The organism is Alkalibacterium sp., from assembly GCF_046484155.1.
Lineage (GTDB): Bacteria > Bacillota > Bacilli > Lactobacillales > Carnobacteriaceae_A > Alkalibacterium.
Map to the genome: position 1 here is coordinate 1 of NZ_JAWOBT010000056.1, position 15,107 is coordinate 15,107.

General features: G+C 41.0%; 14 protein-coding genes, 2 tRNA genes and 1 other RNA gene. 15 read left to right on the forward strand and 2 right to left on the reverse strand.

What is annotated here, in order from left to right; all coding sequences use genetic code 11:
- The first annotated feature begins 150 nt into the window (after positions 1–150).
- From R6U02_RS04510 to R6U02_RS04530, 5 genes are all read left to right on the forward strand, one after another.
- Positions 151–223: transfer RNA gene (locus tag R6U02_RS04510), tRNA-Lys, on the forward strand.
- 29 nt (positions 224–252) lie between these two features.
- Positions 253–326 (forward strand) — tRNA-Arg (locus R6U02_RS04515).
- Positions 327–582: 256 nt separating this feature from the next.
- Complete coding sequence (locus R6U02_RS04520; RefSeq protein WP_410262469.1) at positions 583–1,068, forward strand: CtsR family transcriptional regulator; 486 nt, start codon at positions 583–585, stop codon at positions 1,066–1,068.
- 5 nt (positions 1,069–1,073) lie between these two features.
- Entirely contained in the window at positions 1,074–3,566 is a 2,493-nt protein-coding gene (locus R6U02_RS04525) for an ATP-dependent Clp protease ATP-binding subunit (RefSeq protein WP_410262446.1), read from the forward strand.
- Between the two features lie 205 nt (positions 3,567–3,771).
- Complete coding sequence (locus R6U02_RS04530; RefSeq protein WP_410262447.1) at positions 3,772–4,128, forward strand: hypothetical protein; 357 nt, start codon at positions 3,772–3,774, stop codon at positions 4,126–4,128.
- A gap of 50 nt (positions 4,129–4,178) precedes the next feature.
- Here the strand turns inward: R6U02_RS04530 and R6U02_RS04535 are convergent, their stop codons facing one another.
- Complete coding sequence (locus R6U02_RS04535) at positions 4,179–5,042, reverse strand: helix-turn-helix domain-containing protein (RefSeq protein WP_410262448.1); 864 nt, start codon at positions 5,040–5,042, stop codon at positions 4,179–4,181.
- 100 nt (positions 5,043–5,142) lie between these two features.
- Here R6U02_RS04535 and tadA point away from each other — a divergent pair, with 100 nt between their 5' ends.
- Complete coding sequence (tadA, locus tag R6U02_RS04540) at positions 5,143–5,628, forward strand: tRNA adenosine(34) deaminase TadA (protein WP_410262449.1); 486 nt, start codon at positions 5,143–5,145, stop codon at positions 5,626–5,628.
- Between the two features lie 55 nt (positions 5,629–5,683).
- Here the strand turns inward: tadA and proC are convergent, their stop codons facing one another.
- On the reverse strand, positions 5,684–6,487 hold the full coding sequence (gene proC / locus R6U02_RS04545; protein WP_410262450.1) for a pyrroline-5-carboxylate reductase: 804 nt from the start codon (positions 6,485–6,487) through the stop codon (positions 5,684–5,686).
- 147 nt (positions 6,488–6,634) lie between these two features.
- Here proC and R6U02_RS04550 point away from each other — a divergent pair, with 147 nt between their 5' ends.
- From R6U02_RS04550 to R6U02_RS04590, 9 genes are all read left to right on the forward strand, one after another.
- Positions 6,635–7,666 (forward strand): branched-chain amino acid aminotransferase, encoded by a 1,032-nt coding sequence (locus R6U02_RS04550; RefSeq protein WP_410262451.1) that lies wholly within the window; start codon positions 6,635–6,637, stop codon positions 7,664–7,666.
- A gap of 84 nt (positions 7,667–7,750) precedes the next feature.
- Positions 7,751–8,155 carry a secondary thiamine-phosphate synthase enzyme YjbQ gene (locus R6U02_RS04555; protein ID WP_410262452.1) on the forward strand — a complete coding sequence of 135 codons (405 nt, stop codon included), beginning with the start codon at positions 7,751–7,753 and terminating at the stop codon, positions 8,153–8,155.
- Between the two features lie 325 nt (positions 8,156–8,480).
- Entirely contained in the window at positions 8,481–9,380 is a 900-nt protein-coding gene (locus R6U02_RS04560; RefSeq protein ID WP_410262453.1) for an ABC transporter ATP-binding protein, read from the forward strand.
- Positions 9,373–10,656, forward strand: coding sequence for an ABC transporter permease (locus R6U02_RS04565; RefSeq protein WP_410262454.1), 1,284 nt, complete (start codon positions 9,373–9,375; stop codon positions 10,654–10,656). Before R6U02_RS04560 ends, R6U02_RS04565 begins: the two co-directional genes overlap by 8 nt.
- A 1,104-nt stretch (positions 10,657–11,760) precedes the next feature.
- The gene (locus R6U02_RS04570; RefSeq protein WP_410262455.1) at positions 11,761–12,246 is read left to right on the forward strand and encodes a hypothetical protein; all 486 of its coding nucleotides are present in this window, start codon (positions 11,761–11,763) and stop codon (positions 12,244–12,246) included.
- 227 nt (positions 12,247–12,473) lie between these two features.
- Positions 12,474–12,680, forward strand: a complete 207-nt coding sequence (locus R6U02_RS04575; protein WP_410262456.1) for a hypothetical protein — start codon at positions 12,474–12,476, stop codon at positions 12,678–12,680.
- Between the two features lie 51 nt (positions 12,681–12,731).
- An RNA gene (gene ffs / locus R6U02_RS04580) (signal recognition particle sRNA small type) lies at positions 12,732–12,821 on the forward strand.
- A 154-nt stretch (positions 12,822–12,975) separates the two neighbouring features.
- A complete protein-coding gene (gene dnaX, locus R6U02_RS04585; RefSeq protein WP_410262457.1) occupies positions 12,976–14,712 on the forward strand; it encodes a DNA polymerase III subunit gamma/tau in 1,737 nt (578 codons plus the stop codon).
- Positions 14,713–14,733: 21 nt separating this feature from the next.
- A complete protein-coding gene (locus R6U02_RS04590) occupies positions 14,734–15,051 on the forward strand; it encodes a YbaB/EbfC family nucleoid-associated protein (RefSeq protein ID WP_410262458.1) in 318 nt (105 codons plus the stop codon).
- Positions 15,052–15,107: the final 56 nt, after the last annotated feature.

Below are 15,107 nucleotides of genomic sequence, written 5' to 3' on the forward strand. Positions count from 1 at the left end.
ATCGGTATCAAGGGTCTGATTGGTGAGGCATGAGATAGTCGGGTCCTGGTTATCCTCGACCGTTACGGTAAAGGAACAGGTAGCGGTTTGTCCGTGTCCATCATCAATGATCCATGTGCGGTTCGAGCCCGTTAACCTCCATTTTGTTTCGAGCCGTTAGCTCAGTTGGTAGAGCATCTGACTTTTAATCAGAGGGTCGCAGGTTCGAATCCTGCACGGCTCATTCTTAACTGTTAACTTTATCTATCTAATGCGCCCTTAGCTCAATTGGATAGAGCACCTGACTTCGAATCAGGCGGTTGAAGGTTCAAGTCCTTTAGGGCGCGTTGAATTAAAATAGGTGAAAAGTGATCTTAGATAAAATCTGAGATCACTTTTTTGTTATATCCAAAACTCTTCAAACTCGGATGTCTTCTCTCTTTTAATTTAGATTATTTATTGTTATAATTATTATTAGTCAGAAATAGTCAAACTAATATCGTTCCTCAAAAGAGTCAAATGTAAAGGAGGGAACAGAGAGAGTACTTGATTGGTTTTGCATTTATAAAGATCTTTTCAAGTTTAACTCTTAAAGTAATCATGATGGATAATAAAAATATGACAGATATCATTGAAGCCTATCTTAAAAAAGTGTTAAATCAAAAAGAGCAAGTAGAAATTAGACGGAATGAGATAGCAGAATTATTTGATTGTGTACCCTCACAAATCAATTATGTCATCAATACACGCTTCACGATCCAAAAGGGATACCTTGTGGAAAGTAAACGTGGTGGCGGCGGATATATCCGCATTATTAAAGTGCAAGTATTAGATGAGTCAGATATGCTCAATACAATGATTGCAGTTATTGGTAATGATATTTCTGAAAGAGATGCCAAATCTGTTGTTCAGAAATTTTATGATGATGAAATTATTAGTAAACGTGAAGCTAAATTAATGATAGTGGCAATGGATAAGTCACTTTATACGGGCGATCAGGTAATTGACAATCGAGTTCGAGCTAATTTACTACGCTCCATGCTCGCTGAATTACGTTATGAAGAGCCCAATAATAGAAAGGCGGACTAACAAATATGAATGAATTATTTACAGATAAAGCTAAAAAAGCCCTACTCATAGCACAAGAAGAAGCAAAAAACTTCCGCCATCGCACAGTAGGAACTGAACATCTTTTATTAGGCTTAGTTATTGAAGATGAAGGTATTGCAGGCATGACGTTAAGAGAGCTGAATATAACAGAACAGGATGTAAAAGATGAAATAGAACATTTTGCCAGTTATGGAACAACTGAACCTGTACCAAAACATGCTATCCTTCCTTATTCACCAAGAGCGAGACAGATCATAAAATATGCGACGGATGAAGCGCGACGGATGAAAAGGCCTCTTGTGGGAACAGAGCACCTATTATTAGGGTTATTGCGGGACGAAGACATTCTTTCAGCTAAGATACTGAATAATCTCGATATTAATTTAGCTAAGGCGAGACAATTGGTTCTTAAAAAACTCGGTGCGCAACAAAAAAGCTCAAGAAGTAAAATGGGCGGAAGACGTCCTGTTAAATCAAACCAGGAGACTAGTGGTACACCTACGTTAGACTCGTTAGCACGTGATTTAACGCAGCAAGCACGTGAAGATCGATTGGATCCTATTGTAGGCAGAAACAAAGAAGTTAGACGCATCATTCAGATATTAAGCCGTCGGACGAAAAATAATCCCGTGCTTGTAGGGGAACCAGGTGTGGGTAAAACAGCTATTGCCGAAGGATTAGCTCAAAAAATCATTGCAGGGGAAGTGCCACCTGCCCTAATAGATAAACGACTGATGACACTCGATATGGGCTCACTCGTTGCTGGCACGAAGTACCGTGGCGAATTCGAAGAGCGTATGAAAAAAATAATTGATGAAATTTATCATGATGGAAATGTTATCTTGTTTATTGATGAGTTGCATACACTTATTGGTGCAGGTGGAGCTGAAGGAGCGATCGATGCTTCCAATATATTGAAACCTGCTTTAGCCCGTGGCGAGTTACAGACAATTGGTGCGACTACCTTAGATGAATATCAAAAACACATTGAAAAAGATGCGGCTTTGGAAAGACGATTTGCATCCGTTCATGTTGATCCGCCTACTGAAATAGAAGCGGAAGAAATCTTGTTTGGTTTAAGAAAACGCTATGAAGATCATCATGGTGTCTCCATCACTGATGATGCCATAAGGGCTGCTGTCCACTATTCAGTGCGTTATATTACTTCCAGACAATTACCAGACAAGGCCATTGATTTGATGGACGAGTCTGCTTCAAAAGTAAGAATGGACCAAAGCGATACCCCGACACCGTTATCGAAAGCAACTGAAATGCTGGAAGATTTAATTAAAAGAAAAGAAGAGGCTATTCAATCACAGGATTTTGAACGCGCCGCCTTGATTAGAGAAAAAGAAGCGCGTCAGCGTAAAAAACTGGAAAAAATCATCAGACAAGGTGAGAAATCTGATGGTGACCGCTTGGAGGTTAACGCATCAGATATCGCTGAAGTCGTTTCACAGTGGACTGGGATACCGGTTAACCAAATGGAACAAAAAGAGAGCGAGCGTCTCCTGCAGCTTGAAAAAGTCCTGCATGAGCGTGTTGTAGGTCAAGAAGAAGCAGTCGTTGCTGTATCTAAAGCAATCAGACGTGCTCGTAGTGGCTTGAAAGATCCCAATCGTCCAATCGGTTCATTCATGTTCCTGGGCCCGACGGGTGTCGGTAAAACAGAATTAGCTAAGGCGCTAGCTGAAGCCATGTTTGGGAGCGAAGAAGCGCTTATTCGCGTAGACATGTCTGAATATATGGAAAAATATACTACCAGTCGTTTGGTCGGTGCACCTCCTGGTTATGTCGGCTATGAGGAAGGCGGACAGTTAACTGAGAAAATCCGTCAGAAGCCATACTCTGTGATTTTGCTTGATGAAGTAGAAAAAGCTCATCCTGATGTCTTTAATATTTTACTTCAAGTACTGGATGATGGCTTACTCACGGATGGCAAAGGGCGAAAAGTAGATTTTAAAAACACCATTCTGATCATGACGTCAAATTTAGGTGCGACAGCCTTACGTGATGAGAAATCAGTTGGATTTGGCGCAGTTGACAAACGCTTCGACCATGATGCTATGGAAAAACGGATTCGCGAAGAACTGAAAAATGCTTTCCGTCCTGAATTCTTGAATCGTGTCGACGATACAATCGTTTTCCAATCACTTAAAAAAGACGAATTAAGAGAAATCGTTCAATTATTGACGAAGAATATCATTAATCGCATGGATGAACTGGGGATAGAGTTGAAAATAAGCAGAGCAGCTATGGATGTGATTGCTGATGCTGGGTTCGATCCGGAATACGGCGCCCGCCCGCTTAAACGAGCCATTCAAAATAAAATTGAAGACCGGTTGAGTGAAGCGCTGTTAGCAGGAGAAATAAGTCTAGGAGATAAGATCACCATTGGCGCATCAAAAGGAGAAATCACGCTCAAGATAAGAGAATCTGTGAGTAGTAAGAAAAAAAAATTAACAAAAAATAAATAGTAATGAATAAGTAGTCAGATAGATTATCAATGTAAGTGACTATCAGTAATAAGAATGAGCTTTTGAAGTATAAAGACAGCTGGCTGTGTCAAAGGCTCATTCTTTTGTCATTTTTGGAAAAACGTTTGCTGATAGTTATCTTTGGTATTATGCCTACGTTTTTGATAAGATGAATACAATCAATAGACGAAAGGACGGAGATAGTATGAATCATGATCAAAAGCCAGATGACAACCAAAAAGACATTTTAATAGGGGTAGGTGTAGCGTTTCTGGTAGGCTTATGCACTTTCTTTTTCACCTCGGATTCAGCAAGGGCCAAGACAAAATCAGCGCTCAATCGTTATAAAGCGAAATATTATGTGGGTAGCAAGTTCCACGGAAACAAAAAAGCGAAAAAGCTCGTGGACAAGTTATCAGATGACGAAATAAATACATTACTAGGTACGGTAGATAAGGTGAAAGAATTAGAAGATAAATTTTCAGATATGACGGACGATTTAAAAGGTTTTATGCATAATAAGACAAAAATGACCAAAAAAACAATGAAAAAATTTAGATAATAATACTTAAAAAGAGACTCCGCGGAGTCTCCTTTTTTTTGCTTATATGATCATAAAACGAGTAAGTAACACAAAAGTAATTCGTTCATATTTTTTAAAGATAAGCCGGTCGCTTCGTAAAAGCGGTCCATACGGTATTGCAGGGTGTTCCTGTGAATGAAAAGATGTTTAGCGGCGACACTTATATTGCCCTGGCTTTCCCAGAGAGCGACGATCAACTCTTTCCATTCTGCTTGTTCATCGATTTGCTTTTTCAGTTCCTGCATCACCACACTGCGAAACATGGCTTCTTTCGTAAAATATCTTAAAGCTACATCGGGCAGAGAACAGATGCGGTCGTGTAGGTGAAAAGCTTCTTCCTGAAAGATACGCTGTTCCTCTTTAAAGACATTTTTCAGCGAATGATCAGGCTGCCAGAATTGCCCGATATACGCATTGGTACGAATGGAGAAATCATCTTCCAGTGTTTTTAACATCCCGTATATTTCTTGCTGATCTAGAGGTTGGGCGGTATTATCCTGAACGATAAAACACGTTTCTCGAGTTATAAAAAACACATCCAGGACCGGCTCAAATAAATGAGTAATGGAATCTATCCAAATGGAATAATCAAATTGATCGTCCATTTTATCCAGTACCAGTTGAATCAAACGAACCGGATGGCTGGTTTGTGGAGGGGATTCTCTGTTTCCTTCAATATAATTAAACCATTTTGAATGAGATGAAGGGAAAGTAGACGGTTGAACCTCTTCTTTTAAAAGATTAAGCAGGGTGATTTCTTTCTCATCTAAAGACCGTTTAGGAATATGGATCCATTGGTTTTTATAAGGAATACGGAGGGTATCCTCTTCTACAAAGGGGTGTTTACTTAATGTGGCTGCAGGATAGAGTTTTTTTAACTTGGAAAAATCCAATGTATTTCCTCCTTAATTATGCTATCCTTATTTTACCACTGATTCGTATTTTTAGAAACAAACGGTGATAGAAGAAAGTTTGAAGATGGAGCGATTAAATATGTCAGAATTCACTCAAGAAGAGATAGAAAAATGGATGAATGAGGCTTTGAAAGAAGCAAAAAAAGCTGGGGAAATCGGAGAGGTACCGATCGGAGCGGTCATCGTCAAAGATGGAGCGGTCATTGGAAGAGGGCATAACCAGAGAGAATCTTCACAAAATGCAACTACCCATGCCGAAATGATTGCGATACAAGAAGCAAACAGAAAGCTGGGGAATTGGCGTCTTGAAAACTGTCATTTGTTCGTGACCTTAGAGCCCTGTGTGATGTGCAGCGGAGCGATCGTACTGGCGCGCTTAAAGAGCATCTATTATGGCCCCAGCGATCCTAAAGGCGGTGCAGTCAGAACATTGATGACCGTTTTAGAAGATGAGCGGCTGAATCATCAATGTGAGGTGCACAGCGGAGTGATGGAAGAGGAGTGTCGTTTACTACTGACGACTTTTTTTAGAGAGTTGAGAGAAGAGAAAAAGAAAAATAACTAACCGGACCATTAAAAAGACCACACCTCAAAGTAAACTGGAGGCGTGGTCTTTTATTTCAATTCGTGTTTCTGTTGGTCATTTCTTCATTTTTTTCGATCATGGTGTCGACTGCCTTGATTATGGAAGAGGAAAAGTCAGTCTCAAGTAAACTTAGCACAGCCTCTACGGTGATTCCTCCAGGTGAAGAAACCTGATCGATCAAGTTCCACGGTGAGTCAGCGGACTCTTTGACCGTCTTCCCGCTGCCTAAAACGGCTTGAGCTGCGATTTTAGTTGCTTTAGCTTTGGGCATACCGTGTTTAACAGCCGTGCGCGCCAATGTGTCGATGAATAGAAAGACGAGAGCTGGAGAGCTTCCTGCTAAAGCAATAAAGATGCCTAACTGCTCCTCTGGAATGACAACAATTTCGCCTACAGCGGAAAAGATCGTCTTGGCTTTTCCCATATCTGCTTCGGTCACTTGATTATTTTCAACAAGTGCGGTCATAGAAGCATTCACTTGCGCATTTAAATTAGGCATGGTTCGAATGTAATGCTGCGGTGAGATATAACGGTTTAATTGTTCACTCGAGTAACCGGCAACAATGGATAAAAGCAGCACGTCAGAAGTGAAATCCAATCCGGTTAATACATCATCCATTTGGTGAGGTTTTACCGCCAGTATAATGATATCTGAGTGATCGATGACCGCCTGATTGGACTCTAAAGCATTTATTGACCATTCTGTTTCGATAGCCAGACGTGATTCTTTTGACCGAGTGGAAAAATAAATATTTTCTCTTTCCAAGACATTATTGTCAATTAAGCCCTTGGCAATAGCCTTTGCCATATTTCCGAAACCAATGAAACCTATTTTCATACTTATCATCCTTTAGATTGTGTTTGTTTTAGTTTATCATAATATGTAGGAATAGTTTAATGCTATGAAAGACAACGACGAATTATTTTCGTTTTTGGTATAATAGAGAAGGAAGAAAAATTTTGGAAAAGAGTGGGGAAAAGTAGAATGTTAAATAAAAAAGATGAAAAAAATTTAGATTGGGAAAATTTAGGTTTTTCTTATATCAAGACAGATTACCGGTTCATCTCACATTATAAAGAAGGTCAATGGGACGAGGGGGCCTTAACTACGGATAACAAGCTGCATATTTCTGAAGGTTCTCCGGCTTTACACTATGGGCAGCAGTGTTTTGAAGGGATGAAAGCCTACCGCACAAAAGATGGCTCGATCAATCTCTTCAGACCCTATGAAAATGCCAAACGGATGAACCAGAGTTGTTCACGTTTACTTATGCCGAATTATCCGGAAGATGATTTTGTAGAAGCAGTGAAACAAGTTGTCAAAGCCAATGAAGACTGGATTCCGCCTTATGGATCCAATAGTTCTTTATATATTCGTCCATTTGTGATCGGTGTAGGAGATAATATTGGTATAAAAGCTGCAGATGAATATATCTTTTCGATTTTTGTCATACCAGTCGGTTCGTATTTTAAAGGTGGACTCAAACCGTCAAACTTTTTAGTCAGCTCGTATGACCGTGCGGCACCGAGAGGAACTGGGGCAGCGAAAGTAGGCGGAAACTACGCCGCAAGTCTGCTTCCGGGTAAAGAAGCCAAAGACCGTCAGTTTAGTGATGCGGTTTATTTAGATCCGGCTACTCAAACTAAAATCGAAGAAGTCGGCGCAGCCAATTTCTTTGGTATCACGCAGGACAATGAATTTATCACACCTAAGTCGCCTTCTATACTTAATAGTATTACAAAGCGATCACTTATGTGGCTAGCTGAAAATCGTCTGGGCTTAACTGTGAAAGAAGAGGATGTCTATGTAGACGCACTTGACCAGTTCAAAGAGGCAGGAGCATGCGGCACAGCTGCGGTAATTGCGCCGATCGGAGGATTGCAAGTAGGAGACGATTTCCATGTGTTCTATTCTGAAGATGAAGTGGGTCCCATAACACTGCAGCTCTATAAAGAGTTGGTTGGTATACAGTTCGGGGATGTCGAAGCACCAGAAGGATGGATAGAAAAAGTTTAATGCTGCTTCAAGGTATACATCTCAATCATTTCTCTTGAAGCAAATGATTTCTTCAGTTAGGGTATAAGCAGAGGAGGGGATTTTGTGAGTTATTTAAGAAAATTCAGCCTGTCGACGCAAGATAAACAAGAATTTAAACAACTGGACTCATATCTGAATGAAGCCCTGAAAGAAAGTGGCGTACGCGAAGGCATGATGCTCGTTTATTGCCCACATACGACAGCGGGAATCACAATCAATGAAAATGCGGATCCGGATGTCAAAACGGATTTGAAGCGCGCACTCGACGAGACGTTTCCTAAGCATGATTATTTTGTCCATATGGAAGGGAATTCTGATGGTCATATGAAATCTTCTCTGATCGGTGCCAGCGAGTCGTTGATCATCCATGACGGGAAAGTGATCTTCGGTACCTGGCAGAGTGTCTACTTCACAGAGTTCGACGGACCGAGACAACGCACGTTTTATGTAAAAATAATGGAAGGCTAATGCCTTTCTTGATTTTAACGGATAATAATGAGAGGTTTAGGCCATGTGTCTAGACCTCTTTTGTATAGGGGAAAGAGAATGGGATTTCAAAAAATAGCAATAAAGTAGCAAATCACAGATAATTAACAAACTTTTCATTTCACTACAAAACATCTATAATGAAATAGATATATCTTAGCGTCGGATGCAAAAGGAAATCAAGATTATCCTGAAAATGGTTCTCTGGACGGATGAATTCATAAGTAGAATATCGTAAAATAGAACTGTTCATAAGTTTTCAGTAGCAACTAGAGAACAATACATAAAAAAGGAAAGAAGGAGAGACATGTTAGAAGTAAAAGACATACGAAAAACGTTCGGGTCGCTTACGGCGGTGGATGATTTGAATTTCACCATCAAACCGGGTGAAATCATGGGTCTGATCGGTCAAAACGGTGCAGGTAAGACCACGACGTTTCGGATCATATTGAAGTTACTCACCCCGGATAAAGGAGATGTGTTCTGGAATGAGCGTCATCTGACGACTAAGACGTTCGATAAAATAGGCTACTTGCCTGAAGAACGCGGTCTGTATCCAAAAGTTTCTATCGAAAACCAACTTCTCTATTTTGCTCAGTTGCGCGGCAAGAAAAAGAGTGAGATCAAACCCTTGATCGATCAGTGGCTGGATCGATTTGAAGTAAAAGGCAAGAAAACAGATAAAGTCAAAACATTGTCTAAAGGAAATCAGCAGAAAGTACAGTTGATCTCTACCCTGATTCATCAACCGGAACTGATCATTCTGGACGAGCCATTCAGCGGACTAGATCCGGTAAACGCGGAACTGCTTGAAGACGGGATCAGGGAAGCGCAGGCAAACGGGGCATGTATTATTTTCTCCAGTCACAACATGAATAATATAGAAGAATTATGTGACAGCCTGATCATGCTGAAAGATGGCAAACCGGTCCTGAACGGAACAGTCCGGGATATCCGTCAACAGTTCGGTCGGACCAAGCTCTTTTTGGAATCAGACTTGACCCCTGAGGAATTGCAACTTTTCCCCGGTGTCAAAAGTGTAGAGAAAACAAACGATGGCATCGATGTTGTGTACTTAACTGAAACAGAAGACGGAAAAGCTATTTTCAATGCTGCGACTAAAGATGGATATATTCCAACCTTTAGTCAACAGCCGCCGACCTTGGAAGAAATCTTTAAACGATTGGCTGGTGAAAAAAATGAATAAATATTGGGTGATCACAAAGGAAGTATATAAAAAGAATATCAAATCTTTCGGTTTTCTAATCATGGTACTGTCGCCACTTATTGTAGTGGCATTCATCGCAGGATTGACTTATTACTTCTCCCAGGAAGAACAGCAGGCACCAGATGTACCGATTGCCGTTATAGCAGAAGACGAAGGCATCGATCAACTCTTTTCTAACGAAGCTTGGAATCTCGAAGTGAATGAGGAGATCGAGACGGAAGAGGAAGCAGAAGAAGCGTTACTGGACGAATCGATTGGTGGCTACCTTATAGCCGAGGTCGCAGATGGAATGATCCGGGCAGAATTGGTCCACACGAATGAATTATCTGATCAGTCACCAATAATACAAGAGGCTTTATCGAACTATCAAACGATGTTAAGAGCCGATCAGCTGGACTTAGCACCTGAAGCAGTAATGGCTCTCTCAGAACCAGCACTGCTGGAGGATCGATTGGTAAATATCGATGAAGGCACGCTTTCTGAAGAAGATTTTGCCGATCAGTTTATTCAACAAGGCGGTGCCTACTTTGTCAGTATCGCCATCATGATCTTTATTATGACATACGCTGGTATCATCGCTGAAGAAGTTGCCAACGAAAAGGGCACGCGCATTATGGAAGTCATTTTATCCAGTGCCAGTGCAACGAATCACTTCTTTGGCAAACTGACAGGTGTGATGCTGATCCTCTTAACGCAGTTAGCTATTTATGCTTTGGTCGGGGGAGCTGCTTATCTCTACTTCAGAGATTTTGAATTCATTCAGGATATTATTGGCGGAGTGGATATAGCCAGTATACTGCAGGAACTGATGGGCTATACACTGATCTTCTTTATTGCCGGTGTGCTGATGTATGTGGTGCTGGCTGCTTTCTTCGGGTCCTTAGCTACTAAGATGGAAGATGTGAATAAAGCGGTCACGCCGATCGTCTTTATGGCGTTGATTGGCTTCTATGTAGGCATGTTTGCATTAACTGCACCCGACAATTCATTTGTCGCTGTGTTCTCGTATATCCCACTCTTTACGCCGTTTGTCATGCCGTTTAGGATCGCGGCGGGGACCGTTTCTACCCTGGGAATATGGCTATCCATATTTGGCACGGTCAGTTTTGCCCTTGTGACGTCGATCATATCCTTGGCGTTCTATCGTTCCAACGTCCTGATTTACTCTGACACAAACTTGTTGGGTACCATCAAGCGTTCATGGAGCATCATGCAGAGCAACAGAAAAGCCAGGAAACAAAACAATACAGCCTGACCTTCATTAGCTGTTTAAATGATCAGGATCATCATTATAATTAAGCCCCCTAAGTTTGCGACTTCAATCTTAGGGGGCTTTTGTATGCTCGCTGATCCCATAGTCTGTGGATGCTTTAAGCTGCATTAATAGAAGGGTTTAGAAAAGCTAATTGGATGCTGCTAATGATATCGGTTACTATTAATTCTGTTAATGCCGTATAATGGGAACTCAACGAAGGGCTGCGTCAAAGAGCAATTGATAAAAAACTGATAGTTGAAGAAACAGTATTAGTGTAACCGATCTCTCCTTATTCTTAATAAATAATAAGACCTGAAGTCTGATTTCAATTCTGACTTCAGGTCTTATTTAGTGAAACGGCTAGATGATCGGTGCTGCTGATCCGTATGAAATCAAAGGTAATGTTCAAGGTAAATAATAAAGGTATTTCAAATAGGTCAGGCTGGATGATTTGAAATATAGAACAACTCAAAAAAAATAAGCATAATAGAAATGACGGTTAAGTGCCAACCCAGCGATTTTTTTTCCGGAGTGGGCAGTCTTGCTTTTTTAAGTGTCAACTGAGCGAGCACCAACATGGGGGCGGGCACTAACGTCATCGATTAGTGACTACTCAGGTCTAACTCTTTCGAGAGTTGACACCAATGCCCTCTATTAGTGACCAGTCAAAAAACAAAAGATACGGAGCGGTCAGTATAGCCCCTCATTAGTTACCACTTATTTAAAAGTAAGATACGAGTAGTAGTTATAGCCCCTGCTTAGTGACCGCCCGGATAGAAGTAAATGATGAGTCGTAACTAAAGGGAGCCCCAAGTGCTTACCCGTCACTCGGATTGCTTATGAGCAGTCACTAAATCATTCTCAAGTGACCACTCAAACCAGAAAGCCTGCCAGTTGTCACTTAGTTTGAAATAGCACCATTAAAAGAGAAAGGCTTCGACGTTCAAGTCGAAGCCTACTGCTTTATAAATTATTCAAGGAAACGTTAATCTCGCTAGGAATAACGGGGGCTATTCAACGGTCAGATTGTATGATTCGAGAAGGATTACAGTTTATGTATTTTTACTAGTAAAACAGACGGGTTCTGTGTATAATGAGAATGAGGTGAGAGATATATTAAAATTCAATGAATTAACTGAGCGAGATAAAAAAAAGAGATACAAAGCACTTTTTGTTATACCGTCCAGCGCTGTTTTATTTCTGCTCTTTTCAGAGAACTTCAATTATATAGTCATGTCGTTTGTGGTGGTCGCATTTATTCTTATAGAACTAATTATTTTTGGATTGATGGATACAAAATACCATTACACATTAGGTGATTTTTTGAAAGACAGTATTTACTTGATTTTATCTAGTGTCATTATCACCTACGCCGCTGCACCGATTATTTTAAAGTTATTTACCAGAGAAATGAACCTTTCTGATTTTGCGCTGAATGGCTTGAAATTTTTTATTGCCATGCTTTTATTGTACGGAACATGGTTCAGTATTGTGCTGATGCAAAGTAAAATGAGGAAACGTTCTGAGAGATGGAAATGGGATGTGACAGGTTTTTTTAGTGATGATAAGAAAAAATTCGATGAGATATAGAAAAGCCAGAGATATAAAAATCTCTGGCTTTGAGTTTGGTTATATAGATAATAATGCAGCAGAGTGAATGGAGCAGTCCGGCCTAAACGAACCGGTGTTTTTCTCAGGTTCAAACGTGTCAGATAGGACCAGATTATACAAAGAGGGAACAACTTTATGGGAAGATAGCGACTAGATATTCTATGTCTCCTCTGGTATAATGCATCATGAATCGAGGAGTGAATTTAATGAAACGTTTTATGTGTCCGGCCTTAAGTATCGGATTTTATCTTCTTTACTTTCTGATTCTTCAAGGTGTTGTCTATCTTTTACCTGAATCAGGTGTGACAACGGTATTTGTTTTGATATCAGTCTTTTTAATTATTCCAGTTATCGCATCCAAAAGCAGTTCGAGAGTAATCCGCGCCATTAAAGGGGTCAGCTGTTCAATTTAAATTTCCTCTGGAAATAATTATCCAGGTGTGCTATTATAATAAGTGCCGAGAGGCCGCGGGACAACGGTGGGCATATGAACCGTGTCAGGTCCGGAAGGAAGCAGCACTAAGTATTGCTCCGCCGTGTGTCCTGTGATTACATAGCCATGAATAATTTATAACTATTCATAGATAGAGATGTTCCTTATCATAAGGGCATCTTTTTTTTTGATAACTTTTAAAAAAACTTTTTCAATTAGACGAGAATTCACCTATAATAGTATAGAGACCGATTTTGTAAGAAAAGAGGGGAAACATGAGCTATCAAGCTTTATATCGCGTCTGGAGACCCCAGCGTTTTGGAGATGTTGCGGGACAGGAAGCTGTGACCAGAACGTTAAGAAATGCATTGAGTCATGGGAATACGAGTCATGCGTACTTATTCTCCGGCCCAAGAGGAACAGGAAAAACAAGTGCCGCTAAAATATTTGCCAAAGCAATGAATTGTCCGAATGCTGTGGATGGCGAACCATGTAACGAATGTGATCTGTGTCAGTCCATTACCCAGGGGAAACTTGGTGACGTCATCGAAATCGATGCGGCCAGCAACAATGGCGTAGAAGAAATTCGTGACATCAGAGAAAAAGCAAATTACGCACCCACCGAAGCGAAATACAAAGTTTATATTATTGACGAAGTGCATATGTTGTCCATGGGCGCATTCAATGCCCTGCTGAAAACCTTAGAAGAACCGCCAATGAATGTCGTTTTTATTCTGGCGACGACCGAACCACATAAAATTCCTTTAACCATCATATCAAGAACCCAGCGTTTTGACTTCAGACGCATCTCACCGCTAGATATGATCAAACGGATGACATATATTTTGAATGAAAAACACATCGAATTCGATCCGGATGCCTTAATGAGCATTGCCAAAGCAGCTGAAGGCGGGATGCGTGATGCACTAAGTATTTTAGATCAGGTCATTTCATTTTCAGACGGCGTAGTTAATCTGGATGATACATTACGAATTACTGGAAGTATCACGCAGGAATTGATGATCGACTACTTAACAGCCGCATTGAATCACGACACAGGAACCGGTCTGGCTTTACTTCATCAGATGATGCAGGAAGGCAAAGACGCAAACCGCCTGGTCGAAGATGTGATCTTGTTTTCTCGAGACATACTCATTTATCAAAAAACAAAAGAAGATACGTTGCTTAAGATGAGCAAGGTCGATGAAGGCTTCAATAAACTCATCGAAGCGGCTGATCCGGAAAAAATATATAACGTGATTCGCATCATGAATCAAACGCAATTAGAGATGCGGACATCGACCCATTCGGAAGTGTATTTAGAAGTGGCGACTGTTCGCCTAACACAGGTTTCGACAGCCCCTGTTTCACCAGCAGCGACGGTTCAAAAAGATACGAGTGACAGTCAAGAGATCCGGTCGCTTAAAAACAAACTGGGTCAGATGCAAAAAGCTATTGAGCAAATGCAGCAGGCCCCGTCTAATACCGAGGGAAATGCAGCACCCAAACGCTCGACCACACGGAAAAAGGCGGGACAAACAGCCTTTAAAGTAAACACCCATCAAGTCTTTGAGATACTTGAACACGCCACCCGAAATGATCTCGCTAAATTAAAAGACGTCTGGGCGGACTTGATCAATGCCTTGTCAACGAGCCAAAAAGCCATAATGAATACCTCAAAACCTGTGGCAGCGAGTCCACAAGGGTTGGTTGTCACGTTTGATTATGATATTCTATGTGAAAGAGCGGCAAGTGATACGTTCCTGATCGATGCGGTCGGGGATTATCTGGAAAAAGTGATCGGACGCCGGGCTGAATTAGCAACCGTCCCGTCTGGTAAATGGCTGGAGGTCCGACAAGCGTATATTGACCAGATGAAGAGTGGTCCTGATAATGATGAAACCAGCGAGCCGGAAGAAGAGGAAGTAACGAAAGAGGCAGAAGAAATGGATGCTGTTGTAAGCGAGGCAGTCAATCTGTTTGGGGAAGAAAACGTGGAAATTCACGACTAAAATTTGGAAGGAAGATTAAACATGCGCGGAATGGGAGATATGCAAGGTATGATGAAAAAAATGCAGAAAATGCAGAAAGACATGGAAAGCGCTCAAGCGACATTAAATGTAAAAGAATTCACAGGGACAGCGAATAGCGACCTCGTAACGGTTACCTTTACGGGAGACAAAAAATGTAAAAATGTCTCGATCAAAGAAGAAATCGTTGATCCTGAAGATGTTGAAATCATCGAGGATTTAGTGTTACTGGCTGTAAATGACGCTTTAGAAAAAATAGATTCAGAAACAGCAGAAGTGATGGGTAAATATTCTAAGGGTATGGGACTACCCGGAATGTAATACCTGAGTAAAAGAGTGGAGACCTCGATTCAGTTTGAGGCTTTACGTTAGAAAGG